General features: G+C 70.0%; 19 protein-coding genes. 9 read left to right on the forward strand and 10 right to left on the reverse strand.

Going from position 1 to position 23,196, the window contains the following annotated elements; translation table 11 throughout:
* Positions 1-14: 14 nt before the first annotated feature.
* The 4 genes from ACT3S3_RS09240 to ACT3S3_RS09255 all read right to left on the reverse strand — a co-directional run bounded on the left by ACT3S3_RS09240 (position 15) and on the right by ACT3S3_RS09255 (position 4,948).
* Positions 15-1,064, reverse strand: a complete 1,050-nt coding sequence (locus tag ACT3S3_RS09240) for an alpha/beta hydrolase (RefSeq protein ID WP_301441665.1) — start codon at positions 1,062-1,064, stop codon at positions 15-17.
* A 172-nt stretch (positions 1,065-1,236) separates the two neighbouring features.
* Positions 1,237-2,337: a decaprenyl-phosphate phosphoribosyltransferase gene (locus tag ACT3S3_RS09245; RefSeq protein WP_301441666.1), complete on the reverse strand. Its 1,101-nt coding sequence runs from the start codon at positions 2,335-2,337 to the stop codon at positions 1,237-1,239.
* Positions 2,334-2,894, reverse strand: coding sequence for a phosphatase PAP2 family protein (locus ACT3S3_RS09250; protein WP_301441667.1), 561 nt, complete (start codon positions 2,892-2,894; stop codon positions 2,334-2,336). Before ACT3S3_RS09250 ends, ACT3S3_RS09245 begins: the two co-directional genes overlap by 4 nt.
* On the reverse strand, positions 2,891-4,948 hold the full coding sequence (locus tag ACT3S3_RS09255; protein WP_301441680.1) for a glycosyltransferase: 2,058 nt from the start codon (positions 4,946-4,948) through the stop codon (positions 2,891-2,893). Before ACT3S3_RS09255 ends, ACT3S3_RS09250 begins: the two co-directional genes overlap by 4 nt.
* A gap of 188 nt (positions 4,949-5,136) precedes the next feature.
* Here ACT3S3_RS09255 and ACT3S3_RS09260 point away from each other — a divergent pair, with 188 nt between their 5' ends.
* Positions 5,137-5,973 (forward strand): SDR family NAD(P)-dependent oxidoreductase, encoded by an 837-nt coding sequence (locus ACT3S3_RS09260; protein WP_444626705.1) that lies wholly within the window; start codon positions 5,137-5,139, stop codon positions 5,971-5,973.
* 42 nt (positions 5,974-6,015) lie between these two features.
* Entirely contained in the window at positions 6,016-7,788 is a 1,773-nt protein-coding gene (locus ACT3S3_RS09265) for an acyl-CoA dehydrogenase (protein ID WP_301441669.1), read from the forward strand.
* Positions 7,789-7,819: 31 nt separating this feature from the next.
* On the opposite strand, the gene ACT3S3_RS09270 is transcribed toward ACT3S3_RS09265, so the two are convergent.
* From ACT3S3_RS09270 to ACT3S3_RS09280, 3 genes are read right to left on the reverse strand one after another with little or no spacing between them, the layout of a single operon-like run.
* Complete coding sequence (locus ACT3S3_RS09270; protein ID WP_441578819.1) at positions 7,820-8,911, reverse strand: ABC transporter substrate-binding protein; 1,092 nt, start codon at positions 8,909-8,911, stop codon at positions 7,820-7,822.
* A gap of 58 nt (positions 8,912-8,969) precedes the next feature.
* A complete protein-coding gene (locus ACT3S3_RS09275) occupies positions 8,970-9,797 on the reverse strand; it encodes a helix-turn-helix domain-containing protein (RefSeq protein WP_301441671.1) in 828 nt (275 codons plus the stop codon).
* Complete coding sequence (locus ACT3S3_RS09280; protein ID WP_444626707.1) at positions 9,794-10,714, reverse strand: siderophore-interacting protein; 921 nt, start codon at positions 10,712-10,714, stop codon at positions 9,794-9,796. The genes ACT3S3_RS09275 and ACT3S3_RS09280 overlap by 4 nt, the downstream gene beginning before the upstream one ends.
* Before the next feature lie 193 nt (positions 10,715-10,907).
* On the opposite strand from ACT3S3_RS09280, the gene ACT3S3_RS09285 reads away from it, so the two are divergent.
* Entirely contained in the window at positions 10,908-11,894 is a 987-nt protein-coding gene (locus ACT3S3_RS09285) for an ABC transporter substrate-binding protein (RefSeq protein WP_301441673.1), read from the forward strand.
* Positions 11,895-11,915: 21 nt separating this feature from the next.
* On the opposite strand, the gene ACT3S3_RS09290 is transcribed toward ACT3S3_RS09285, so the two are convergent.
* Both ACT3S3_RS09290 and ACT3S3_RS09295 read right to left on the reverse strand, forming a co-directional pair.
* The gene (locus ACT3S3_RS09290; RefSeq protein WP_301441674.1) at positions 11,916-12,998 is read right to left on the reverse strand and encodes an ABC transporter substrate-binding protein; all 1,083 of its coding nucleotides are present in this window, start codon (positions 12,996-12,998) and stop codon (positions 11,916-11,918) included.
* A gap of 47 nt (positions 12,999-13,045) precedes the next feature.
* On the reverse strand, positions 13,046-14,056 hold the full coding sequence (locus ACT3S3_RS09295) for an ABC transporter substrate-binding protein (protein ID WP_301441675.1): 1,011 nt from the start codon (positions 14,054-14,056) through the stop codon (positions 13,046-13,048).
* A gap of 190 nt (positions 14,057-14,246) precedes the next feature.
* Between ACT3S3_RS09295 and ACT3S3_RS09300 the strand changes: the two genes are divergently transcribed.
* Together ACT3S3_RS09300 and ACT3S3_RS09305 are read left to right on the forward strand one after the other, a co-directional pair.
* Positions 14,247-15,899: an ABC transporter transmembrane domain-containing protein gene (locus ACT3S3_RS09300; protein ID WP_441578818.1), complete on the forward strand. Its 1,653-nt coding sequence runs from the start codon at positions 14,247-14,249 to the stop codon at positions 15,897-15,899.
* Complete coding sequence (locus tag ACT3S3_RS09305) at positions 15,896-17,647, forward strand: ABC transporter ATP-binding protein (protein WP_441578817.1); 1,752 nt, start codon at positions 15,896-15,898, stop codon at positions 17,645-17,647. Before ACT3S3_RS09300 ends, ACT3S3_RS09305 begins: the two co-directional genes overlap by 4 nt.
* A 469-nt stretch (positions 17,648-18,116) precedes the next feature.
* Here ACT3S3_RS09305 and ACT3S3_RS09310 read toward each other — a convergent pair whose 3' ends face one another.
* Positions 18,117-19,817, reverse strand: a complete 1,701-nt coding sequence (locus tag ACT3S3_RS09310; protein WP_444626708.1) for a long-chain-fatty-acid--CoA ligase — start codon at positions 19,815-19,817, stop codon at positions 18,117-18,119.
* A 76-nt stretch (positions 19,818-19,893) separates the two neighbouring features.
* Between ACT3S3_RS09310 and ACT3S3_RS09315 the strand changes: the two genes are divergently transcribed.
* From ACT3S3_RS09315 to ACT3S3_RS09330, 4 genes are read left to right on the forward strand one after another with little or no spacing between them, the layout of a single operon-like run.
* Positions 19,894-20,337: a VOC family protein gene (locus ACT3S3_RS09315; RefSeq protein WP_301443833.1), complete on the forward strand. Its 444-nt coding sequence runs from the start codon at positions 19,894-19,896 to the stop codon at positions 20,335-20,337.
* A gap of 59 nt (positions 20,338-20,396) precedes the next feature.
* Complete coding sequence (locus ACT3S3_RS09320; RefSeq protein ID WP_301443832.1) at positions 20,397-21,074, forward strand: response regulator transcription factor; 678 nt, start codon at positions 20,397-20,399, stop codon at positions 21,072-21,074.
* Positions 21,075-21,078: 4 nt separating this feature from the next.
* Entirely contained in the window at positions 21,079-22,428 is a 1,350-nt protein-coding gene (locus tag ACT3S3_RS09325) for a sensor histidine kinase (RefSeq protein WP_301443831.1), read from the forward strand.
* Positions 22,429-22,485: 57 nt separating this feature from the next.
* Positions 22,486-23,163: a hypothetical protein gene (locus tag ACT3S3_RS09330; protein WP_301443830.1), complete on the forward strand. Its 678-nt coding sequence runs from the start codon at positions 22,486-22,488 to the stop codon at positions 23,161-23,163.
* Positions 23,164-23,196 lie beyond the last annotated feature (33 nt).

The raw sequence follows: 23,196 nt of genomic DNA on the forward strand, positions 1-23,196 counted from the left end.
GGCTCTCAGTCAGGTCAGCAGACGACCTGGCCGGCGCGGTAGCAGACGTTCAGCGCGTCGAGGATCGACGTGCGGGCCTTCTGCAGCTCCGGGGTCCACAGCGTCCAGTTGTGGACGCCGACCGTGGGGTAGCTGGCCGTCACGTTCGCGCCGGAGGCGCGGGCGGCGAGCTCGAAGGTGGCGGTGGATCCGCGGGAGCCCCACTCCAGGCCGATACCGGCGATACCGCCGACCGGGTTGGCCATGAAGTCGTCGCGCGGGCCGGGGATGCCGGCCGCCGCGGAGATGTACACCGGCATGCCGGACAGCTTCGGCGCGTTGAGCAGCGGGTCGTTGGCGAAACGCGTCGGGTGCAGCGGGTGACCCCACATGTCCCAGATGTTCGCGCCGCGCGAGCCCTCGTTCATGGCGAACTGCAGGGCCATGTACATGCCCGGGGCTGTGGTGTTCAGGTAGCCGGACAGCGAGGTGACCTGCTTGAACTGGTCACGGTGACGCGAGGCGAGGTTGATCGCCGCGGTACCGCCCATCGACAGGCCCACCAGCGCGTTGTTGGTGCGGCTGATGTTGAAGTTCTGCGCCAGCTGCGCGGGCAGCTCACTGGTGAGGAAGGTCTCCCAACGCGGCTTCTTCGGGGTGGTGGAACCGTTGAACGGGCCGATCCAGTCCGAGTAGAACTGGGAGGCGCCACCGACGGGCATGACCACGTTGACGTCGTCGTTGACGAACATCTCCGGGGCGTGGCCCTGGTAGGTCCAGGCGTTCCAGTCGTCACGGGCACGCAGCCCGTCGAGCAGGTACATCGCGGCCTGGCTGTTCGAGCGCTTGATCTGGACCTGGATGTCCTGGTTCATCGACGCCGACCAGAACCAGCAGTTCTGGACGTAGTAGTTGTAGTTCGCCCAGGTACAGCGCGGTCCCAGCGTCGCCCGCTCGTCTGCCGAGGCAGTCGGGGCCACGACGGCGGCCAAGCCGAAGGCGGTGCCGATCGCGACGATCAGGGCCATGATCTTGCGGCCCAGCGAGCCGGTCGCGGACCGGTGCTTTCCGGTGGCAGTCGTCATGTTTTCCTTTACTTGCGGTTGTTCAGTCAGCGTCGTCAGGGTCGTGCAGGTCGTCTCTAGTCAACGAACCGGACGTTACCAAACAGTGATCTTTTCCGCCAAGAATATCGTCAAGCCCGCCCCAAGCGTTACGCCAGGGACGGGCCAGCGGGATGCCAGGTTCGACAGGCCCCTAGGTAACGGCCGGAATCACGTACACGGCCACCGCGATCGTGGCGACCCACAGCAGCGCAAGGGCCTGCAGCGTCCTGTCGCTCAGTGCGATCTCGTCCGGTGCACCACCCTCGCCCCGGTCGACGTCCGCGGCGTAGCGCAGGATCGCCACGGTGAAGGGCACCATGGAGACCTGGTACCAGACCGAGGCGTGACCCGGGTGCTGCTGGCTCATGTCGAAGCCCCACAGGGCGTAGGCCAGCACCACGGCCGTGGCGGACAGCGTCCACACGAACCGCAGGTAGGTCGGAGTGTAGCTCTCCAGCGACTTGCGGATCTTCGCGCCCGAGCGCAGCGACAGCTTGAGCTCCGCGTACCGCTTGCCGGCGGCCATGAACAGCGAACCGAACGCGGCGACCAGCAGGAACCACTGGGACAGGTCGATGCTCGCGGCCACGCCACCGGCCATGGCGCGCAGCATGAACCCGGAGGACACCAGCGCGATGTCGATGACCGGCTGGTGCTTCCAGCCGAAGCAGTAGCCCAGCTGCAGCCCGATGTAGATGGCGATGACGATCGCCAGCGAGCCGCCGTTGGACGCCAGGAAGCTCAACCCGATGGCGGCGACGATGAGCACCACCGCCATGGCGTAGGCCAGGCCCACCGGAAGCACGCCCGCGGCGATCGGCCGGTAGCGCTTCGTGGGGTGCTGACGGTCGGACTCCACGTCCTTGGCGTCGTTGACCAGGTAGATCGACGAGGCGCCGAGGCAGAACACGACGAAGGCGATGATGATGTCGGTGATCACCCGCCCCTGGAAGAGCAGGTCACCGCCGGCGGCCGCGGGCGCAGCGACGACGAGGACGTTCTTCACCCACTGCTTGGGGCGCAGCGCCTTGACCATCGCCTCGGGCAGGTTGCGCGGGGCACGGTGGCCGGTACCGGCACCGGTGTCCTCCGTCGACTCCTTGGCGTAGGTCTGGTCCTCCCACTCCGCCGGCTCCTCGAGCCCGGAGGTGTGCGGTTCGGACCCGATGAACACCTGACGCTCCCCCGGACGCTCGTTGGTGTCGTTGGACTCGGTGGGGTCGAATTCGGGGTCCGTCCCGGGTCGGGTCATCGGTTGATCTCCTTCGCAGTTCGGTGGACGGCCTTCTCGGTCGCCACCCCGAGGGCGACGCCGGCGAGGACGTCGGTGGGGTAGTGCACCCCGAGGACCAGGCGGGACGCCATCATCACCGGCACGCCGGCGAGCGGCAGCCGGGACCCGGTGACCCGGGTCAGCGACGTCAGCGCCGCGGCGGTGGACGTGGCGTGTGACGAGGGGAAGCTCAGCCGCGACGGCGTCGCCACCCCGACGCGGATGCGCGGGTCCGAGGGCCGGCGGCGTCGCACGACCCGCTTGAGGACGACGGACGCCGCGTGGGCGGTGAACGCCGAGACGCCCAGCTCCACCCAGGGTGCCACGCCGGCCGTCGCGCCGGCCGTGTCCTTACGTCCGCGCACGGCGGCGACCGCTGCGCCGGTGCCGGCGAGGGCGAACCAGCCGAGCGCGTGCTCGCCGAAGTGGCTCAGCCCGCGGGCGGTGGCGAGGACGGTACGGTCGGCCGGCGCCTTCAGGACGGCGTCCTGCACGGCGACGAGCACGTCCGCCTCGGAGCGGACCGCAGAGGTCATGACGTCTCCCCCGGCTCGAAGATCTTCGCCCAGGCGTCCACGCTGGTCAGCTCGGGGTGTGCCACGCGGTAGCGCTGCCGCATCTCGTCGAAGCGGGTCGCCACCTCCTTCTGCAGGCGCGCGGACTCGCGGGCCAGGTCACGGGCCTTGTCACGGTCGCGCTTGCGGTAGACCACGCCACGGCCGTCGGCGGTGGTCACGGTGACCCCGTCGAGACGGCCGAGGGAGAACCAGCGGGCCTCGATCGGGGGCAGGTTGACCTGCGGCACCTCGTGGTGGTGCGGGTCGGCCGGGCGCAGGTTGTTGGCCACGACCTTCGCCAGGCGCGAGACCTTGGCGAACGGCGACAGCGGGATGTCCGTCAGCTTCGCCGGTCCACCCACCGGGGCGGGCAGCTGCGCGGCGGACGGCACGACGACGGCGTCCGGGTACTGCTTGCGCAGCGCGTTGATGCGCGGCAGCGCGGTGTCGAGGATGTCGAAGAGCTGGTCCGGGCCGGCGAGGAAGTCCTTCATCGCCTCGTTCTGGATCGCCACGGTGGAGTACTCCAGGCACATGAGGTGCTTGGCGGTGGCCTTCGTCATCGAGGTGATGATGCCCGTCGGGCTGCCCTCGTGCTGCAGGGCGGCGACGATGAGCCGGTTGCGCAGGTGGAAGTAGGCCTGCCAGTCGATGGCGTCGTCCTTGTCGGACCAGGCCATGTGCCAGATCGCAATGCCGGGCCAGGACGCCGTGGGGAAGCCGTGGTCGCGGGCGCGCAGGCCGAACTCGCCGTCGTCCCACTTGATGAACAGCGGCAGGGGCTGGCCGATGGTGTCGGCGACGACGCGCGGGATCATGCACATCCACCAGCCGTTGTAGTCGGCGTCGATGCGGCGGTGCAGGTCCTTGGAGTCGACCGCCTCGCCGGAGGCGTTCTCCCCGTACTCGCCGCGGTCACGCAGCGGGTGGTTGTAGAAGTCGTGGTCGTAGTGCGTGTGCGGGGCGGCGGTCCACATGAAGCTGCCACGGTCGATGATCTCGCCCATGGTGTGCAGGTGGCTGCGCTCCTGCAGGTTCAGCATCTGACCGCCGACCAGCATCGGCGAGGTGGCGTAGCGCGACGCCGCCAGGGAGCGCAGCACGCTGTCCGGCTCGATGGCGATGTCGTCGTCCATGTAGAGGATGAACGGGCTGTCGGTGCCGCGCTCCGGGTGACGCGCCTCGTACATGATGCGCGAGTATCCGCCGGAGCCACCGAGGTTGCCCTGCACCGGCATGCGCAGCCGGTCGCCGTAGTGCTCCTCGACCGCCGGGAAGCCCGGCTCGTCCTTCGGGTGCTTCGTGCCCTGGTCGGGCATGATCAGCGTGTCCACGACCGAGTCGACGACCGGGTCGGACGACAGCGCCTCCAACGCGGCGACGGCGTCCGCCGGACGGTTGAACGTGGGGATGCCGATCGTCACGCGCGGCTCCGGGGCGGGCAGGACGTCTCCCGCCTTGAGCGTCTTCTTCCCGCCGGTGACGGGATCGGTCACCACGGTGTCGGAGACCACGCGCTGCTCCCCGGCGTCCTTCGTGGCGAACCAGCCGGCGCTGTGGATGACGGTCTCGGACTCGCACGTGATGTCGAACCAGATCCAGCCGCCGTCCTCGAACGGGTCCAGGGACATGGTGAACTCCGCGACACCGCGGCCGTCCTCGTCGACCTCCACGATGCCGCCGGTCACGGCGATACGCGAGCCGTCGATCTTGGAGCGGTAGATGTCGATGCGCGCGTCGCCGGTGAGGTCGACGCGCAGCTGCACCTCGTCGAGCTGGCTCCACCGGCGCCAGTAGGACGCGGGGAACCCGTTGAAGTAGCTCTCGAAGCTGATCTCCTCGCCCGCGGGGATGCGGGCGGACGTGCGCGACAGGGCGGTGACGCGCCCCGGGGTCTGCTCGTTCTCCACGATGTAGAGGGAACGCACGTCCCGCGGTTCACCCCGCTTCGGCAGAATGACCCGGGCGAGGCGCCGCGGGTCGTATCGATCCTCGCTCCCGACGGCAGCCCGGTCGCCGGACTGGTCGCTCATCTCAGTGGTTGCGCTCATGAAGTTCTACGCCGGCCTCCGTTAGACAGTTGTACGCCGCCGATTATTCCCCATCAGCACCGCAGGGACGTAGTCGGGCACGCTGCATACGCCTGTGAGTCCTCTGTGGGTTCGGGCAGGGACACGGGTGCAGATACGGGTGAGGGTACAGGTGCGTAGCCTGGGCGGGCATGAATGACAGCAGAACGATCGTGATCACCGGCGCCAGCGACGGCATCGGCGCCGCAGCGGCGCGCCACCTGGCGGCGTCCGGCCACCGGGTCGTCCTGGTCGGCAGGTCGCCGGAGAAGACACGCGCCCTCGCCGACGAGCTGGACGCCCCCTACCACCTGGCGGACTTCCAGCACCTCGACCAGGTGCGCGACCTGGCGTCCGACCTGCTCGACGCCTACCCGCGCATCGACGTGCTGGCGAACAACGCCGGCGGCATCTTCTCGCAGGATACCACGCAGGACGGGTACGACAAGACGTTCCAGGTCAACCACCTGGCCCCGTTCCTGCTGACGAACCTGCTGCTCGAGCGGCTACGCGAGTCGCACGCCACGGTGATCCAGACCGCCAGCATCGCCGCCCGCCTCTTCGGGGACCTTGATCTCTCTGACCTCGACAATTCAGGGAAGTGGAGCGCGAACAAGGCCTACGGCGACGCCAAGCTGGAGAACATCCTGTTCACCGGCGAACTGGACCGCCGGTTCGGCGACGAGGTCAACGCCGTGGCCTTCCACCCCGGCGTTGTCAGCACCAGTTTCGCCTCGGACACCTCCAGCCTCATGAAGATCGTCTACCACCTCCCCGTGGTCTCGAAGCTGCTGATGACCAGCCCCGAGGACAGTGCACGCCTCCTCGTCGACCTGGCCCTGGGCGAGCCCGGCACCGATTTCACCCCTGGCGGCTACCACGAGCGCGGGAAGCTGGCCACGAAGGTGAATCCGCAGGTCCACGACGCGGCACTGGCGGAGGGGCTGTGGGAGCGCAGCGCGGAGCTGACCGGGGTGGGGCGCCCGTAGGTTTCCGCACCGACATCCCCGTCGGTACTTTAGGGTGGAAACATGACCGCCGAGATCCTGTCCCGCGACGACCTGTCCTTCCTGCTCCACGACTGGCTGCGTGTCGAGGAACTCACCGACCACGCGCCGTTCGCCGAGCACTCCAGGGACACCTTCGACGCGATGCTCGACGCCTCCCGCGAGCTGGCGGTAACGTCCTTCCGCCCGCACATGCGGGCCTCCGACCTCGACGAGCCGACGTTCACCAGCCGCGACGGCAGCGTCCACACCCACGAGGCCATCGCCCCGGCACTGCGCGCCTTCGCCGACTCCGGCCTCGCCGCCGCGTCCTTCGGGGAGGAGCACGGCGGGGTCGACCTGCCGCTCACCGTGTCCCGCGCCTGCTTCGCCTGGGTCCAGGCCGCCAACATCGCCACCGCCGCCTACCCCATGCTCACCATGGCCAACGCCGCCCTGATCATCGCCCACGGCTCCCCGCAGCAGGTGACCGACTACGCCGACCCGCAGCTCGCCGGAGTCTTCAGCGGGACCATGTGCCTGTCCGAGCCCCACGCCGGTTCCTCGCTGGCCGACGTGACGACCCGCGCCCGGCGCGACGACGACAGCGGTACGTGGCGCCTCACCGGCACGAAGATGTGGATCTCCGGCGGCGACCACCAGATGACCGACAACATCATCCACCTCGTCCTCGCCCGCACCGGCGCAGCCGGGGTGAAGGGACTGAGCCTCTTCATCGTCCCGAAGGTCCTGAAGGACGGCGAGCGCAACGACGTGACCCTCGCCGGCCTCAACCACAAGATGGGCTACCGCGGCACCACCAACACCCTGCTCAACTTCGGCGACGGCACGCACTCCCCCGGCGGGTCGGCGGGCGCGGTCGGCTACCTCGTCGGCGAGGAGAACCGCGGGCTGCAGTACATGTTCCACATGATGAACGAGGCCCGCATCGGCGTGGGCACCGGCGCGGCCGCCCTGGCGATGACCGGGTACCTGGAGTCCCTGGACTACGCGCGCAACCGCCCGCAGGGCCGGCCCGTCGGTGCGAAGGACCCCGCCCGGCCGCAGGTGCCGATCATCGAGCACGCCGACGTCCGGCGCATGCTCCTGGCGCAGAAGGCCTACGCGGAGGGGTCCATGGCCCTGTGCCTCTACGCCGCGAACCTGGTGGACCGCTCCACCGTCGCAAGCGGTGAGCAACGCCGACGGTTCGACCTGCTGCTCGACGTGCTCACCCCGGTGGTGAAGAGCTTCCCCTCCCAGTACGGGCCCGCCGCCAACGACCTGGCGATCCAGGTCCTCGGCGGTGCCGGCTACACCCGCGACCACAACGTGGAGCAGTTCTACCGCGACAACCGGCTCAACCCCATCCACGAGGGCACGCACGGAATCCAGGGCCAGGACCTGCTCGGACGCAAGGTCGTGATGCAGGACGGCGCGGGCCTGCGCCTGCTCGCCGAGACGATCACCGCGACGGTGGACGCCGCCGCGGCGTCCTTCCCCGCGTTCTCGGACGCCCTCGCCGCCCGCCTCGCACGCCTCGTGGAGGTCACCGCGACGTTGCGGAAGGACGGGGACGCCTCAGCCGCACTCGCCCACGCGACCGACTACCTCGAGGTCACCGGGCACGTCGTGGTCGCCTGGATCTGGCTGGACATGGCACACGCCGCCCGTGAGGCCGGCTCCCCGCTGGCGGCCGGCAAACGGGCCGCCGCCGAGTACTTCTTCACCCGCGAACTCCCCCTCGTCGACCCGGTGCTCGACCGGCTCGCGCACCCGGACTCCCTGTTCACCGGACTGGACTGCGCTGATCTGTGACGCCGTGTGACGCCGTGGCTACCCGACGGTCTCAGCGTGCCGGGCGCACCACGGCACCGCCGTCCAGCGCCTCGGACAGGTCGTCGAGGAACCCTTCGTCCAGCGCCCAGCGGATACTGAGCGGACTGGGACCGTTGGTCGCCGAGGCGAGCGTCTCGTCCTCGAGGATGTAGTAGTTGCCGTCCTCGATCGGTCGCCACCGCGACATCGCCGGGGTCTCCAGCGTGTCCCGCGTCTGCTGCGCACTGCTCGACCAGCCGACGAAGAGGTCGGTGTCGACCCGTCCGACGTTCTCCAGACTGACGGTGCCGAAGAAGGAGTCCTCCTCCTCCAGGTCCATCGAGTCGGCGAGGTTGGAGCTGTCCACCAGGCCGAACTCCCGCAGGAAGGCGACCCGCGGGTCACCCGACACGTAGAGGCCCAGCTCCTGGGAACCGCCGTCGAAGGTCAGCCCGTAGACGAAGGACGAGTCCTGCAGGTTCGGGTACTCCGCGGCCTCGTCCGCCATCGCGGTCTCGGTCTCCCCGATGAGCTCGGCACCGCGCTCCTGCTCCCCCATCGCGGTGGCCACGGTCTCCGTCAGTTCCTGCCAGCTACCGGACTGCCAGGGGCTCTCGGTGTAGGCCACGGTCGGGGCGATGTCGGTGAGACGACCGTAGTCGACGTCGGTGATCCCGGAGTGCGGCGCGAGGATGAGGTCGGGTTCGGTGGCCGCGATCTTCTCCACGTTGATGCTCCCGTCCTCGGAGTCGGTGAGTTCGGGCATGTCGGCGTCCAGGACGTTCTCGACCTGGTCGCGGAACCACGGGCTGAACCCCTCGTCGTCGCCTCCCCAGGTCTCGTCGACCCCCACCGGGGCGGTGCCCAGGGCGGCGACGATGTCGTGGGTGATCCATCCGATGGTGACGATCCGCTCCGGCTTCTCCGGGATCTCCGTCTCGCCGTAGACGTGTTCCATGGTGACCGGGAAAGTGCCGGATCCGCTGTCACCGCCACTGCCGCCCGAGCTGTCCCCATCGTCGGACCCGCATGCGGTCAGTACCGCCGCCGACGCCAGCGCCACCGCGCTCAGCATCCCCAGCCAGGCCACTCGCATGCCCTGCACTCCACCTGTTTTTGTCATGGTCCCACTCCTGTTTTTTCTGCTTTTTCTGTTGTCATGTTGTCGTCCCGCGAGGAACTCACCGCACGGTGCGGAAGTACTGCGGGCCGCGTCCGGTGACGCGTTTCATCGCCGTGCTGAAGGCACTGGCGGAGGTGTAGCCCACCTTCCTGGACACCGCGCCGACCGGCGCGCCGTCCGACAGCAGCCGCACGGCCTCGGACATGCGGGCGGCCGTGCGCCACTCGCTGAAGGTCATGCCGGTGTCCGCCCGGAACGCCCGGGCGATGGTGCGCCCGCTGGTGTTGAGGATCCACGCCCAGTCGTCCAGGGAGCGGTCGTCGTCCGGACGTTCCATGACGTGACGCATGATCGGCTGGATCAGCCGGCTGTCCGGCAGCGGCAGTTCGAGCCCCGGCAGGCACGGCTCGGACATGAAGTCCAGGCACAGCCGCTGCGCCCGGAACCGCCGGTCGCGTCCCATCGCGTTGTAGGCCATCATCACCAGCATTTCCCTGGTGGCGGCGTTCACCGCGACATCGTGCACCCGGTCCGCCGGCCCCTCCCACGCGTCCGGTCGCACGTAGACCGCGGTCAACGTGCTGGACGCACCGGTGTCGGCGGCGTGCCCCACGCCGGCGGGCACGAAGACCCCGTGCCCGGGTGGGAGGTGGTGACGGTGCCCGTCCACGTCCACGTAGGCGCTGCCTCGCATCGGCCAGAAGACCACGTGGTGGTTGAGGTGGTGGTGCGTGTCCCCCGTGCAGACCTCCGGTTCGAGCGGACTGGGGTAGCGCAGTTCCCGCATCGTGAGCAGGTAGTCTCCGGGGATCAGGTCGTCCTGCTCGGCGGACATCGGCGGGACGGACTCCGGCGCGTCGAGTACCGCGCCCTGCAGCACGGTCACAGCCCGTTCGTCTCGTAGAGGCTGTCGACGAGGTCGGTGACCTCGTCGGGGTCGCGGTCGCTGTCGTAGAGGTCACGGACCTTGTCGGCGAACTCCTCGCCCAGCGCGTCGTAGGCGGCGATCCACCGCTCCTTGTCGTGGACCCAGTAGCCCATCGTCGTCGCCGCCGTCCGGGCCAGGCCCTTCTCCTCACGCAGCTGCCGGCGCAGCGTCCGCGAGACGCGGGTCTCCGTGCCCACCCACACCGCGGCGTCCTGCGGGATGTCCAGGTCCGACAGCGCCTCCGGCAGACGGGAGGGACCCACGCCGTTGCCACCGCCGGGCAGCCAGACGCATTCGACCTCGCCGCGACGCGGCGCGACCTCGTACCCGGCGTCCCGGACCTCGCAGACGAGGGTGGACGTCATGCCCGCCGGAGCGTCCTCGCAGATCCGCAGTGCCGCCGGCAGGCCCGGCTCGTCGCAGAGCAGGACCTGGTGGGTGGCGTCCTGCGCCCGCCGGTACACGGCGACAGGCTCGGTCAGGCCGACCTCGCCGCCGACCTCGACGGTGGTCGCCCACGTCGTCGCCACGCCGGTGCCGTGGACGACGAAGTCGACGTCCACCTCACCGGGACGCCAGTCGCGGATGGTGTAGGTGCGCATCTCCGAGGCCTCGACGCCGTCCGCGTACACCCAGCCGGTGCCCTCCACACGCGGCAGGCGGACGGGCTCGGTCGGGGCGTCCGGGAAGAAGACCCGCACCCACTCGTCGCCCACGTCCGTGGTGGGGTAGTCGGCCATGTCCGGTCCGCCAAGACTGACCCGCACCATCGCCTTGCCGACCCTCGTCACCGCCGTCACCCGGGCCCGGTGAATCCGGGGATCGGAACCTCCCTGACCTGCATCCACGCGTTTCTCCCGCCGTCCGCGCAGCACCCTGGCGGGTACCGCTGCACTTATTTTCGCTAAGGCAACCCTACATGTACCGGTCTTCGCGCAACGGACAGGTCACCTCGCACAGACGTCAGGGATGCGGTGCTGCCACGACCGGCGCCCCGGGCGCAGGGCTGTCGTGAAACAGACACAATCTGTCCGATGCCCGCAGATACCGACGGTTAGCGTCGACTCCATGACATCACGAGGACGTTTCACCGCACCGCTGCTCGCCGGCCTGTGCGCCGTATCCCTGACCGCGCTCGCCGCCTGCTCGTCGGACGAGGACTCCGCGACGGGTGGCGACTCCGGCGCCGACACCATCACCTTCGACTACGCCGACCAGCAGGTGGAGATCCCGGCGGACCCGCAACGGGTGGTCTGCATCGAGACCCGGCTCTGCCCCGAGTTCGCCGAGATCACCGGGCTCAACCTGGTGGCGACCCCCGAGATCACCGCGGAGTCCGCACAGAACAACGTGGTCAACGACGACCTGCCGGACACCGTGACCAGGTACGACTTCAACACCACCGACCCGGACGCCGAGGCCGTGGCGGACATGGACCCCGACCTGATCATCACCACGGCCGCCTGGTTCGACACCTACGACAGCGAACAGCAGCAACGCCTCGAAGAGATCGCCCCCGTGATCGGACTCGACGGCGACCTCGCCCGGGATGCCAGGGCGTCCTCCCTCGGAGACGACGCCTGGCTCGAGCCACTGCTCGACCAGGCCGAGCAGATCGGCAAGAGGGAGGAGGCAGAACAGAGCATCGCGGACTACCACCGCGTCGTCGAGGCCGGCGCCGAGGACCTCGGCGAGTACGCCGGACAGACCGTGGCCATCGTCGCACTGCAGGACGACCAGTTCGTGCTCGAGGACGAGAACCTCGCCCCCGAGGTGCTCACCGACCTGGGCTTCACCGTGCTGACCGACAGCGGGTCACGCGAAGCCGACGGATCGCTGCGGATGTACAGCAAGGAGAACCTGAACATCCTCACCGAGGCGGACGTGATCCTGGTGCAGAACCCCGACTCCGCCGTCGCCGACGACACGATCTGGAAGAACCTGCCCGCCGTGGTCGACGGCAAGACCCCGCAGCTGCTCTACAACCACCGCGCAGGGTACTCGAAGGTCGGGGCTGACTTCGCTGACTACGTCGTGGACCAGCTCACCGACTGACAGTCGAGCGCTACCCCGGCGCTACCCCACCGAAGCGGACAGGACATCCGCGATGTCCTCGACCGCCCAGGAGAGGCTCAGCGGCGTCGAGGTCGCCAACGCCAGGCCCACGTCCGGGTCCTCGATCACCGAGGCATCACCGTCCGCGACCGGCCCCCAGGCGGCGAACGTCCGGTCGGCGTCCACCGCGGCGTCCCACTCCTCGCGGCTGACGGTGCTCACGTTGGTGTCGGCGTCGGTACTGATCAGCCTTTCGACGGCGACGTTGAAGCTCGACTCCCCGTCCGCCTGCTCCGCCAGGGCGGCCAGGTCCGGCGACGGGGTCAGACCGAGCTTCTCCAACGTCCCGACCCGCGGGTCCGCCTCGGAGAAGATCACGACCTGGCCGTCCGTCGGGAGGAAGCCGTAGAGGAAGGACACCCCGGACAGTTCCGGGTGGGAGTCCGCGACCCCGCTGATCTTCTCGTCCAGCTCACCGGTGATCTCCGCCGCCCGTTCGGCGCGGCCCAGCGCCTCACCGACCATCGTCAGGTGGTCCTGCGCGGACGTGGCCCAGGGCTCGTCCGGGAAAGCGACCGTGGGGGCGATGTCGGTCAGCCGGTCGTACTCCTCGGCGCTGATACCGGAGTTCACCGCGAGGATCAGGTCGGGTTCCTGGGTCGCCACGAACTCCGTGTCGACCTCACCACGCTCCAGCGACTCATCGGTCGCCGGCAAGGGTGCGCCGAGTTCCTCGACGGCCTCGCGGAACCACGGGTGGTACTCGGCGCTGTCACCCTCGCCACCGGCGATGCCCTGGGCGACCGGGACGGTGCCGAGCTGTACGGCGAGGTCCGCGCCGCCCCACCCGACCACGAGGACACGCTCCGCCTGCTCCTCCACCGTGGTCTCCCCGTAGGCGTGGTCGATGGTGACGGGGAACGCGCCGTCGTCGGGTTCGGCGAAGACGCGTTCCGCGCCGTCGCCTGAGCCGGACGAGCCGGACGTCTCGTCCTGCGCCGAAGAACATCCGGCGAGCAGGGCGGGGACGGCGGCGAGCGCCAGGACGGCGACGGCCGCACGGCGGCGTGCCGGACGGACCCGTCGCGGCAGGGTGGTGTTCATGTGACTCCAGTCATCGGGAATAGGGGTGGAGCGGGGACAACGACAGGTCAGCCCTGCAGCGGGGCGAGGACCTTCTCCTCGATGATGTCGAGGAAGTCGACCGCAGAGGCATAGTCGGTGACCGACCCGTCGACGGGCACGACGTGGTCGTCCTGCGCGGCCTTGAGCTGCTGGAACAGCGGGTTGTCCATGACCTCCTGCATGCCCGGGTCCACCGTCCCGTCCGCGTTGAGGGGCACCATGACCACGTCGGCCTCACCGAGGAGGGAGCCGATGTTCTCCGTGGAGTACTCCTCCCACCCCTTGGGGAACTCGCCGGTGGGCACCGACGACGCCGTGGTCATGCCCACCTCCTCGAAGATCGCGCCGAGGATGCCGGAGGGGTAGTTGATGTAGAAGTTCGTCGGGTCGTCCATCGGGCCGATCGAGGCGAAGGTGTACTCGTCGAGCACGTCGGCGTAGTCGTCCTGCAGTTCCGCCAGGCGGTCCTCGTAGGCCGCCTTCGTCTCCTCGAGCTCGTCCTCGGTGCCCACGGCCTCGGCGATGGAGGCGACGATGGCCTTCCAGTCACCCCGGTCCTCACCCTCCACGATGACCGTCGGGGCGATCTCCGCGAGCTTCTCGTAGACGTCGTCGTCGATCTCGAGGACGTCGCCGACGATCAGGTCCGGCTCAGCCGCGGCGACCGCCTCGATGTCCAGCTCGAAGAACTTGCCGACCGGTTCGGCCTGCTCCACGAAGTCCAGCTGTTCCTCGGTGAACCCCTGCGTGTAGTCGCTGTAGTCCTGGGTACCGACGGGCGTGACGCCGAGGGACTTCAGCTGCCACGGGGTGTCGTAGGAGACGGCGACGACGCGCTCCGGGGTCTCCGGGACCTCCACCTCGCCGTAGGCGCTGTCCACGGTGCGGACGTTGTCGGCGTCCTGCCCGTCGTCGTCGCTGCCGCAGGCGGCGGTCGCCGCCACCAGCCCGGTGGCCACCGCCACCGCTGCGACGGTCCGGCCCACTCGCCGGCCCAGTTTCGTGGCCCAGTGCGTGGCCCCGGTTGTCGTCCTCATCTGCTGCTCCTCATCTGGTTCTCCTCGTGGCGTCCAGAAAACTCCATGGACATTCATCCAGACCGTAGCGGGCGGTCGGTCGGCGCAGCGGACACTGTCTGCAGCGCAACGGACACAGGAACCGACCCTGTCCGCTGCACGACGACTCCCGTCCGCCCCGCCGCGAGCCACGGCCCTAGCGTGAACTGTCATGCGGACCACCGACCCTTCCGGCGACCCCACTGCCGCTCCTTCCGGCGTCACCACCGGCCACGTCCTGCGCATCGCCCTGACCGGCGACGGCCGGGCGCGGCGCCTGGCGGCGTGCACCCTCGGCCTGGTGGTGCACAACCTCGGCGATGCGGCCGTGCCCGTGCTCATCGGCGTCATCATCGACCGGGCCGTCATGCCCGGAGACCCCCGGGCGCTGGCCGTGTGGCTGGGGGCGCTGGCGGGGGTCTTCCTGCTCACGTCGCTGAGCTACCAGCGCGCGATGCTGGGCATGGTGCGGGTCTACGGCCACGGTGAGCACGACCTGCGCCAGCTCGCGCTCGGCCGCGTCCTGCACCCGCGTGGGCACGCCCGGCGCTCCACCGGCGAGGTCCTGTCGATCACCACGAACGACACCTTCCAGGTCGCCGGGGTCTCCTGGAGCATCGTGCAGCAGCTCGCCACCGTCGCCGGACTCGTCGCCGCGGCCGGGGCGTTGCTGGCCGTCTCCGCTCCCCTGGGCATCGGGGTCCTGGCCGGGGCGGTGGCCGTGCTGGTGCTGATGCAGCGGCTCTCGCGTCCGATGTTCGCCCGCGGACGCACCGAGCAGCGGGCCGTCGCCGCCGCCAGCGACGTCGCCGCGGACGCGATGGCGGGACTGCGCACGATCCGCGGCCTCGGGGCCGAGGACGAGGTCGCCCGCCGGTACCGCGTCGCCAGCGCACATTCGCGCGATACCGCGGTGGCCTCGGCATTGTCGCTGCGCGGCTACGAGGCGGTCAGCGACGTGGTTTCGCTGGTCTACCTGGCAGTACTCACCTTCGCCGCCGGCTGGCTCGCGCTCGACGGGACGATCACCCCGGGTGAGCTCGTCACCGTGATCGGGTTGGCGCAGTACCTCAAGGGCTCGCTGTCGCACATCGGCACGTTCGGGGCGAACTGGGCGTACAAGCGCGCCTCCGCGGCCCGGCTGCGCGCCTTCGTCGCCGAGGAGTACCAGCTGCCCGGCGCGGCGCACCCGGCGCCGCGCCGCAGCGGCGACGCCGGCGTCCTGACCTGGGAGGCGACTGCAGACGCCTCGGCGGCCACCGCGCCGACGGTGACGGCACGCGCAGGACGGCTCGTCGGCGTGCACGTCGCGACGTCCGACGCCGGACGCATCGCCGACCGGCTCGGCTTCCGCACCGTCCCGGCGCGCGGCGAACTCACCCTCGACGGGGTCGACGCGCTCGACCTCGGGCCGGACGCCTGGCATCGGGCCGTCACCGTGCCACCGCGCGACTCGACGCTGTTCACCGGCTCCCTGCGGGAGAACGTGACCTTCTCCGACGCGCAGGTGGACGCCGATGTCGCCACCGCCACCGCGTTGGACGACGTCGTCACCCACCTTGGTTCCGTCGAGGCCCCCGTCGGCGAGGGCGGCCACCGGCTCTCCGGGGGCCAGCGGCGCCGCGAGGTGCTGGCCCGCGCCCTACATGCTTCCGGGCATGTGCTCGTCCTCGACGAGCCGACGATGTCCCTGGACCCGGTGACCGCCCGCGACGTCGCCACCGGACTCGCCGCGCTCGTGCACGACAGGCCCGGGCTGGCGGTGCTGGTCATCACGTCCGACCACCTCATGCTGGACGCCTGCGACGAGGTGGTGGAGCTGTGAACACCACCACGAACCGGCTGCCCGAGGCCACCGTCCGGCAGACCGGTCGGGTCGTCGCGGAGCTGCTGCGACCCCGCCTGGGTGCGTTGTCGCTGGTGGTCGCGTGCCTCACCCTCGGCTCGGCCGCGGCGCTGGCCGTGCCCGCCCTGCAGGGGCGCCTCGTCGACGACGTGATCGACGGACGCGGCCTGGACCGTCTCGCACTCACCGTCGGCGGCGTCGTCGCGGCCGGCGTGGTCGCCGCACTGCTCGTCCTGTGGGGCGGTCGCCTGCTGGTCAGGACCCTGCAGGATGTGCTCGCCACCCTGCGGGAGGACGTGCTGGACGCCGCGGTCCACCTCGACCCAGGGGCCGTGGAGAGCGCCGGCAGTTCCGACGTGGTCTCCCGCGTGACCGGGGACGTGGAGTCCGTCACCACCGCGGTGACCGAGGTGCTGCCGCGCACGACCCAGGCCCTGTTCACCCTGGTGGTCACGGCCCTGGGCTTCGCCGTGCTGGACCCGTGGCTGGCGCTGGCCGCACTCGTCGCCCTGCCGGTGCAGGTGCTCTCCGGCGCGGTGTTCCTGCGCAGGTCACGTCCGCTCTACGTCCGTCAGCAGCGGATGGACGCCGAGCGCGGGCAGGCGCTCATCGAGACCGTGAACGGTGCGTCCACCGTGCGCGCCCACGGGCAGGGGGCGAACCGGTTACGCCTGGTGGCCGAGCGCAGCCTCGCGTCGGTGGAGATCGGGCGGGCGGCGACGAAGGTGCGCAACGTCTTCAACGGCGGGTTGAACGTCGCCGAGTTCCTCGGGCTGGCCGCGGTGCTGTGCGTGGGTTTCTGGCGGGTCGACGCCGGGGTGCTGAGCGTGGGGGCGGCCACCGCCGGCGCACTGTTCTTCCAGCGCATCTTCGCCCCGGTGAGCGTACTGCTGGCCAGCATCGACGACCTCCAGCGCGCGGAGGTGGGCCTGGCCCGGCTCGTCGGCGTGCTCGGGGTGGGTGGGGATGGGGTTGGCGCTGCTGGCGGGGCGGGCGGTACAGATGGCACTGTGCAGATCACGGACGTCCACTTCCGCTACGGCGGTGACCAGCGCAGCGGGACCGTCAGCGGGACCGGGCTCGACGGCATCACCCTCAGCGTCCCCGACGGGGCGCGGGTGGTGCTGGTCGGCGCGTCCGGATCGGGGAAGTCCACGCTGGCCCGTGTCATCTCCGGGGAGCTGCGCCCCGACCAGGGCCGGATGAGCGTGGGAGGGGTGGACGCCCACCGTGCCACAACGGCGTCCGGGAGACCGGCGGCGGTGCTGGTCACCCAGGAGGTCCACCAGTTCACCGGCACCGTGGCGGACAACCTGCGGCTGGCCTCCCCCACGGCCACCGACGCCGAGCTGACCGAGGCCCTGACCGCCGTCGGGGTGAACACCGACGCCCCTCTCACGTCCGCCGACACCCTCGACGAGGCGACGGTCCAGCAGTTGGCGTTGGCGCGCGTCCTGCTCGCCGATCCCCCGGTCGTGGTCCTCGACGAGGCCACCGCCCACGCGGGCACCGGCGAGGGTGCCGGACGCCTCGACGCCGCGGTGGACACCGTCGCCGCCGGCAGGACGGCGATCATCGTCGCCCACCACCTCTCCCAGGCGCAGACGGCCGACCTCGTGGTCGTCCTGGAGGACGGCCGGGTGGTCGAGTCGGGGACGCACACCGACCTCGTGGAGCGCGGCGGGCGCTACTCCCGACTCTGGGAGGCGTGGCTGCCCGCGGAGTGAGTCGCCTGCCCCGCTGAGCCCGTACCCAGTACCCCGCGCTGTTGTTGGTTTTCCGGAGCCAGACCAACAACAACGCGGGGTGATAGAACATCCCCCTCCGGTACGTCCGTGGGCCCCTCTACACTGATCAATGGCGCGGTCCTTTGACCGCCCTCCTCACTGCTGCGTGGCCCTGGTGCTCGCGCGCGACAGCGACGACGACCACGGCGAAAAGCCCGTTCACGGCAAAAGCAAAAGTCGCGGCCACCGTCCTCGTGCTGGGGACTCCGGTGGTCCGCGACTTCACAGAAATCGTGACCGCAGTACTTAGCTGGTTTACTAGCTAGGCACTACAGAGCACGTTGATGTTCGGCAGCCTCCGGAGATTAGGTCCTCCGGGGGCTGTTTTTATGATCAGAGCAACTCCCGCGGCGACGTGGGATCACCCTGATAGAAACCAGCCTACAACGGAGCGACGGAAAAACACCGCCTAGTCCGTCATCTGCTCCCGGACCTCCACACGTCGCACCTTGCCGAGCTGGTCGGCCGGCAACTCCTTGAACACCTGGAACACGCGCGGCACCTTGTAACGCGCCAGCCCCTCACGGCAGTGGTCCTTGAGGACCTCCTCGTCCAGCCGGGCGCCGTCGGCGAGGACCACGCCGGCGGCGACGGTCTCCGAGCCGTCCTCCCGCGGGAGGCCGACCACGCTGGCCTGCGCGATGGACGGGTGCTCGGAGAGCACCTCCTCCACCTCCGCCGGGTACACGTTGAACCCGCCGGTGACGATCATCTCCTTGATGCGCGAGACGATCTTCACGAAGCCGTCGGTCTCCTTGACCGCCATGTCACCGGTCCGGAACCAGCCGTCGACGAAGGCCTTCTCGTTGGCGTCCGGACGGTTGAGGTAGCCGCCGAAGACCTGCGGTCCCTTCACCACCAGCTCGCCGGCCTCGCCGTCGGGCAGCTCGCGGGCGGGGTCGTCCTGGTCCACGACGCGCACGTCGGTGTCCGGGAAGGGGATGCCGACGTACCCGGGGCGACGGTCGGTGCTCATCGGGTTGCCGATCACGATCGGCGAGGTCTCGGTGAGCCCGTAGCCCTCGACCAGCAGACCACCGGTCATGTTCTCCCAGCGCTTCACCAGTTCGACGGGCAGGCCGGACGCCCCGGAGAAGCTGGCCTTCACCCCGGAGATGTCGATCTTCTGCTGCTCGGCGATGTTCATGATCGTCTGGTAGAGCGTCGGCACACCGGGGATCCAGGTGGGCTTCTGCTTCTTCATCGCCGACGCCAGCAGCGGCTTCTCCGGCGCGGGCAGCAACAGCACCGTGCCGCCGATCAGCGGCCCGAGTGTGATGTTCATCGTCAGCCCGTAGGCGTGGAAGATCGGCGGCGCACCGAGCATGCGCTCGGGCTCCTCCCCCTTGCCCAGCCCCGGCACCCAGGCCACGCCCTGGATGATGTTCGCGCACAGGTTGGCGTGGGTGAGCTCCGCACCCTTCGGCTTGCCGGTGGTGCCGGACGTGTACAGCACGATCGCCGGGTCGGACGCCTCGACCTCGGCCGTCTCGATCAGCGCGCGGCCCTCGGACTCCGAGGCGTCCGCCACGAGGTCCGTCCACTCGGTGAGCCCGTCGGTGCTGCCCTGCAGCTTCTTGCGCATCGCCTTGACCGGGCCGACGGGCAGCTTCAACGCCGCGCGCAGGTAGGCCGGCATCGCCCGGGTGATGGTGACCGGGATGATCTGCTCGAGCGGGGCGACGGTGCGCAGCTCCCGGGCGACGTCCACTGCCTTGTCCCAGAAGATGCCGACCTTCGCACCGTGGTCCTTGAAGGCCACGGTGAGTTCGCGGGCGGTGTACAGCGGGTTGTGCAGCGTGGCCGTGGCCCCCAGGGAGAGCACCGCGTAGAAGCTGATCAGTGCCTGCGGGCAGTTCGGCAGCGCGATCGCCACCCGGTCACCCTTGCGCACGCCGCGGTTGTGCAGCATCGCCGCGGTCTTACGGACCTCGCGGGCGTAGTCGGCGTAGGTGAGGCTCGTGCCGAAGAACGTCATGGCAGGACGGTCCGGCCACGTCCTCACCGCGCGGTCGAAGACGGCGGCGAGGGTGTCCTCGCCGGGGGCGTCGTAGTCCAGCTCCGGGCTGGTCCACTCCGGGTAGTACTGCTGCCAGGTTTTGTCGGTCATGGTGAACAAGGTTACGCCTGTAACATAGGTCACTCCCCCATGCTCACAGCGTGGATCACACCACCGAGAGGTCACCATGTCCACCTGGCTCAACCCCTACCTCAAGTTCCGCGACACCGCCGCGGACGCACTCGCCTTCTACGCCGGGGTCTTCGGCGGGAAGGCGGACGTCCTGACCTTCGGGCAGGCCGGTGCCGCCGACACCCCCGAGCGCGAGAACCTGGTCATGCACGGTCACCTGGAGACCCCCGACGGCTGGACCTTCATGGCCTGCGACACCGCCGACGCCGACCCCCGCGACTTCGAGGCACCCCCGGTCGACCTGTGCGTGGGCGGCGACGCCGACGAGTACGACAAGGTCGCCGGCTGGTTCGCCGCCCTGTCCGAGGGCGGCTCGGTGTTCCTGCCCCTGGAGAAGCAGATGTGGGGCGACTGGTTCGGCCAGGTCCGCGACAAGTTCGGCGTGTCCTGGATGGTCAACGTCGCCGCGGACGGTGCCGCCGGGGACGCCCCCAGCTGAGCCGTTCCGCGCCTCGCTCTTCAGCACCGCTTCAGCCTCGCCGTGCAACACTGGGCGCCATGCGGATTCTGCTGGTGGACGACGAGAAGCGGCTCGCCGACGGCGTGCGCCGCGGCCTGGAGGCCGAGGGCATGGTCGTCGACGTCGCCCACGACGGTGCGTCCGGACTCGACCTGGCGTCCGACGCGGACTACGACGTCATCGTCCTCGACGTGATGATGCCCGGCATGAACGGCTACCGCGTGTGCCAGGCACTGCGCGCCGACGGCGACCACACCCCCGTCCTGTTCCTCACCGCGAAGGACGGCGAATGGGACGAGGTCGAGGGCCTCGACACCGGCGGGGACGACTGGCTGACCAAGCCCTTCTCCTTCCCGGTGCTGATCGCCCGGATCCGCGCACTCGCGCGACGTGGTGCCCGCGAACGCCCCGCCACGCTCCAGGCCGGCGACCTGACCCTCGACCCGGCGGCACGTCAGGCGTTCCGCGGTGACCAGGAGATCACGCTCACCGCCCGCGAGATGGCGGTGCTGGACTTCCTGCTGCGTCGGCGTGGGGAGGTCGTGACCCGTCGGGAGATCATCGCCAACATCTGGGGCGACTCCTTCACCGGGGACGCCAACATCATCGAGGTCTACGTCGGCCACCTGCGCGCCAAGGTCGACCGGCCCTTCGGGCGGCAGGCCATCGAGACTGTCCGCGGCGTGGGCTACCGGTTGTCCGGGACGGGTGGGTGAGACGGTGCGAGGCACACGTCACTCGATCCGTGCCCGGGTCACGGCCGGCGCGACCGTCATCGTCGCCCTCATCCTCGTCACCAGCGCGGTTCTCGCCGTCCTGGTCCTCGGCCGGGTCCTCACCGCGTCCGTCGAGGAATCGGCGGAGCAGGACCTCGAGTCCCTGAGCTCCCAGATCGAGGACGACCCGGCGCGGGCGGAGAGCATCGTCGCCGGGATCGACGACGACCAGCTCGTCCGGCTGAGCACCTCCGGTGGCACCGTGGTCAACGACGAGGACGCCCACCTGCTCCCGGAGCCCGGCGACTCCCCGCAGCAGGTCACCGTCGACGACGAACCCTACCTCGTGGTCTCCGACGACGCTGAGCTCGCTGGGGACGCTGAGGACGCCGGTACGCTCACCGTCGCCCGGACCACCGAGCACGTCGACGAGACGGTCACCGCGACGACGACCCTGCTGGCGATCGCCGTGCCGCTGGTCGTCCTGCTCGTCGGCGCAGTGGTGTGGATCGTCACCGGTCGGGCGCTACGCCCGGTCGACCGGCTCCGCCGCCAGGTCGACGCCATCACCGCCGAGGAACTGTCCCGACGGGTGGACGCCGGGGACGACGAACTCGGTGCCCTGGCAACCACCATGAACCGGATGCTCGCTCGCCTCGAACACTCCCAGGCCGTCCAGCGCCGGTTCGTCAGCGACGCCTCCCACGAGCTGCGCTCACCGCTGGCGACGGTGCGGCAGCACGCGGAGCTCGGGGCGTCCTACCCGGACGCCACCTCCCTGCCCGAGCTCAGCGAGGTCGTGCTCGACGAGGGCGAACGGATGCAGGACCTCGTCGAAGGCCTGCTGCTGCTGGCCAGACTCGACGAGGACCACCGCCCGCCCACCGAGACCGTGGACCTCGACGACCTGCTCTTCGCCGAGGCGGCCAGGCTGGCCCGGGTCAGCGAACTCGACGTGGACGTCACCTGGGTGGAGGCGGCGCAGGTGCAGGGCAACCCCCGGCTCCTCGGCCGCGCCGTGCGCAACCTCGTCGACAACGCCGCACGCCACGCGGCGTCGCGCATCGTCCTCGGGCTCCGGGACGCCGGCAGCACCGGCGGCGCGACGGTCGAGCTGACGGTCGCGGACGACGGAGACGGCGTCCCCACCGGCGACCGCGAGCGCATCTTCGACAGGTTCGCACGCCTCGACGACGGACGGGCCCGCGACACAGGTGGGAGCGGCCTGGGACTCGCCATCGTCAAGGAAGTCGCCCAGGCCCACCACGGTCAGGTGACCGCTGGCGAGAGCACCGGGACCGGAACACGCGGCGGCGCTGTCTTCACCCTCACCCTGCCGACTGGCGGATCCTGAAGGCGCTTTCAGCAAGCTTCAGAATGGGTTCAGTACCTGTCGGGCAGGGTGAGTGGCATGACAGAGAACACCGCACCCCAGAACCAGCAGAACGAACCATCCACCGACACCGCGGCACAGCCGAACAGGAAGCGCACGGGCCTGGCCATCGGCGCCGGCGCAGTCGCCGCCCTCGTCCTCGCCGGCGGAGTCGCCTACGGCGTGACCGGGAACTCCGGCGGCGACGGCGGAACCGTGGGCACCGCCGCCGCAGAGTCTTCCGGGAACTCCGGAGCCTCCGAGGCCTCCGGGTCAGACGCCGGAACGCTCCGCGAGGTCGCCGAGCAGGCGGTCTCCGAGGCCGGCGGACGCGGCGCCAGCTCCATCGAGGTCGAGAAGGACGGCCACGAGGTCGAGGTTGAACTCGACGACGGCCGGTCCGCGGACGTCCACGTCGGTGCCGACGGCACCGTTCGTGTCGACCCCGAGGATGAGGACGACGACGCGGACGAGGCCGATGCGTCCGGGCAGGACGAGCCCGTCCTCGACCTCGCCGCTCTCCAGGACGCCGTGGACGCCGGCTTGTCCTCAGCCGGTGAGGCCGGTGTCGCCGACGGTGTCGTGGAATCCGTGTCCGCCTCCGATGACCGGGGCGTGGCCTACGAGGTCAGCGTCCAGGGTCAGGACGGCCGTGAGGTCGATGTCGACCTGGCCGAGGACTTCTCCGTGGTCGCGACCGACATCGACGACGACTGACTCCACTCGGAGCCGGTCACACGGCAGCGCAGC

Source organism: Corynebacterium sp. AOP40-4SA-5, from assembly GCF_052377355.1.
In the GTDB taxonomy this organism is placed as follows: Bacteria; Actinomycetota; Actinomycetes; order Mycobacteriales; family Mycobacteriaceae; genus Corynebacterium.

Bases quoted from the DNA above. Each gene is read 5' to 3' on its own strand.
- ACT3S3_RS09240 (WP_301441665.1), bottom strand. From the start codon at position 1,064: ATGACGACTGCCACCGGAAAGCACCGGTCCGCGACCGGCTCGCTGGGC.
- ACT3S3_RS09245 (WP_301441666.1), bottom strand. From the start codon at position 2,337: ATGACCCGACCCGGGACGGACCCCGAATTCGACCCCACCGAGTCCAAC.
- ACT3S3_RS09250 (WP_301441667.1), bottom strand. From the start codon at position 2,894: ATGACCTCTGCGGTCCGCTCCGAGGCGGACGTGCTCGTCGCCGTGCAG.
- ACT3S3_RS09255 (WP_301441680.1), bottom strand. From the start codon at position 4,948: ATGAGCGACCAGTCCGGCGACCGGGCTGCCGTCGGGAGCGAGGATCGA.
- ACT3S3_RS09260 (WP_444626705.1), top strand. From the start codon at position 5,137: ATGAATGACAGCAGAACGATCGTGATCACCGGCGCCAGCGACGGCATC.
- ACT3S3_RS09265 (WP_301441669.1), top strand. From the start codon at position 6,016: ATGACCGCCGAGATCCTGTCCCGCGACGACCTGTCCTTCCTGCTCCAC.
- ACT3S3_RS09270 (WP_441578819.1), bottom strand. From the start codon at position 8,911: ATGACAAAAACAGGTGGAGTGCAGGGCATGCGAGTGGCCTGGCTGGGG.
- ACT3S3_RS09285 (WP_301441673.1), top strand. From the start codon at position 10,908: ATGACATCACGAGGACGTTTCACCGCACCGCTGCTCGCCGGCCTGTGC.
- ACT3S3_RS09290 (WP_301441674.1), bottom strand. From the start codon at position 12,998: ATGAACACCACCCTGCCGCGACGGGTCCGTCCGGCACGCCGCCGTGCG.
- ACT3S3_RS09295 (WP_301441675.1), bottom strand. From the start codon at position 14,056: ATGAGGACGACAACCGGGGCCACGCACTGGGCCACGAAACTGGGCCGG.
- ACT3S3_RS09300 (WP_441578818.1), top strand. From the start codon at position 14,247: ATGCGGACCACCGACCCTTCCGGCGACCCCACTGCCGCTCCTTCCGGC.
- ACT3S3_RS09310 (WP_444626708.1), bottom strand. From the start codon at position 19,817: ATGACCGACAAAACCTGGCAGCAGTACTACCCGGAGTGGACCAGCCCG.
- ACT3S3_RS09315 (WP_301443833.1), top strand. From the start codon at position 19,894: ATGTCCACCTGGCTCAACCCCTACCTCAAGTTCCGCGACACCGCCGCG.
- ACT3S3_RS09320 (WP_301443832.1), top strand. From the start codon at position 20,397: ATGCGGATTCTGCTGGTGGACGACGAGAAGCGGCTCGCCGACGGCGTG.
- ACT3S3_RS09330 (WP_301443830.1), top strand. From the start codon at position 22,486: ATGACAGAGAACACCGCACCCCAGAACCAGCAGAACGAACCATCCACC.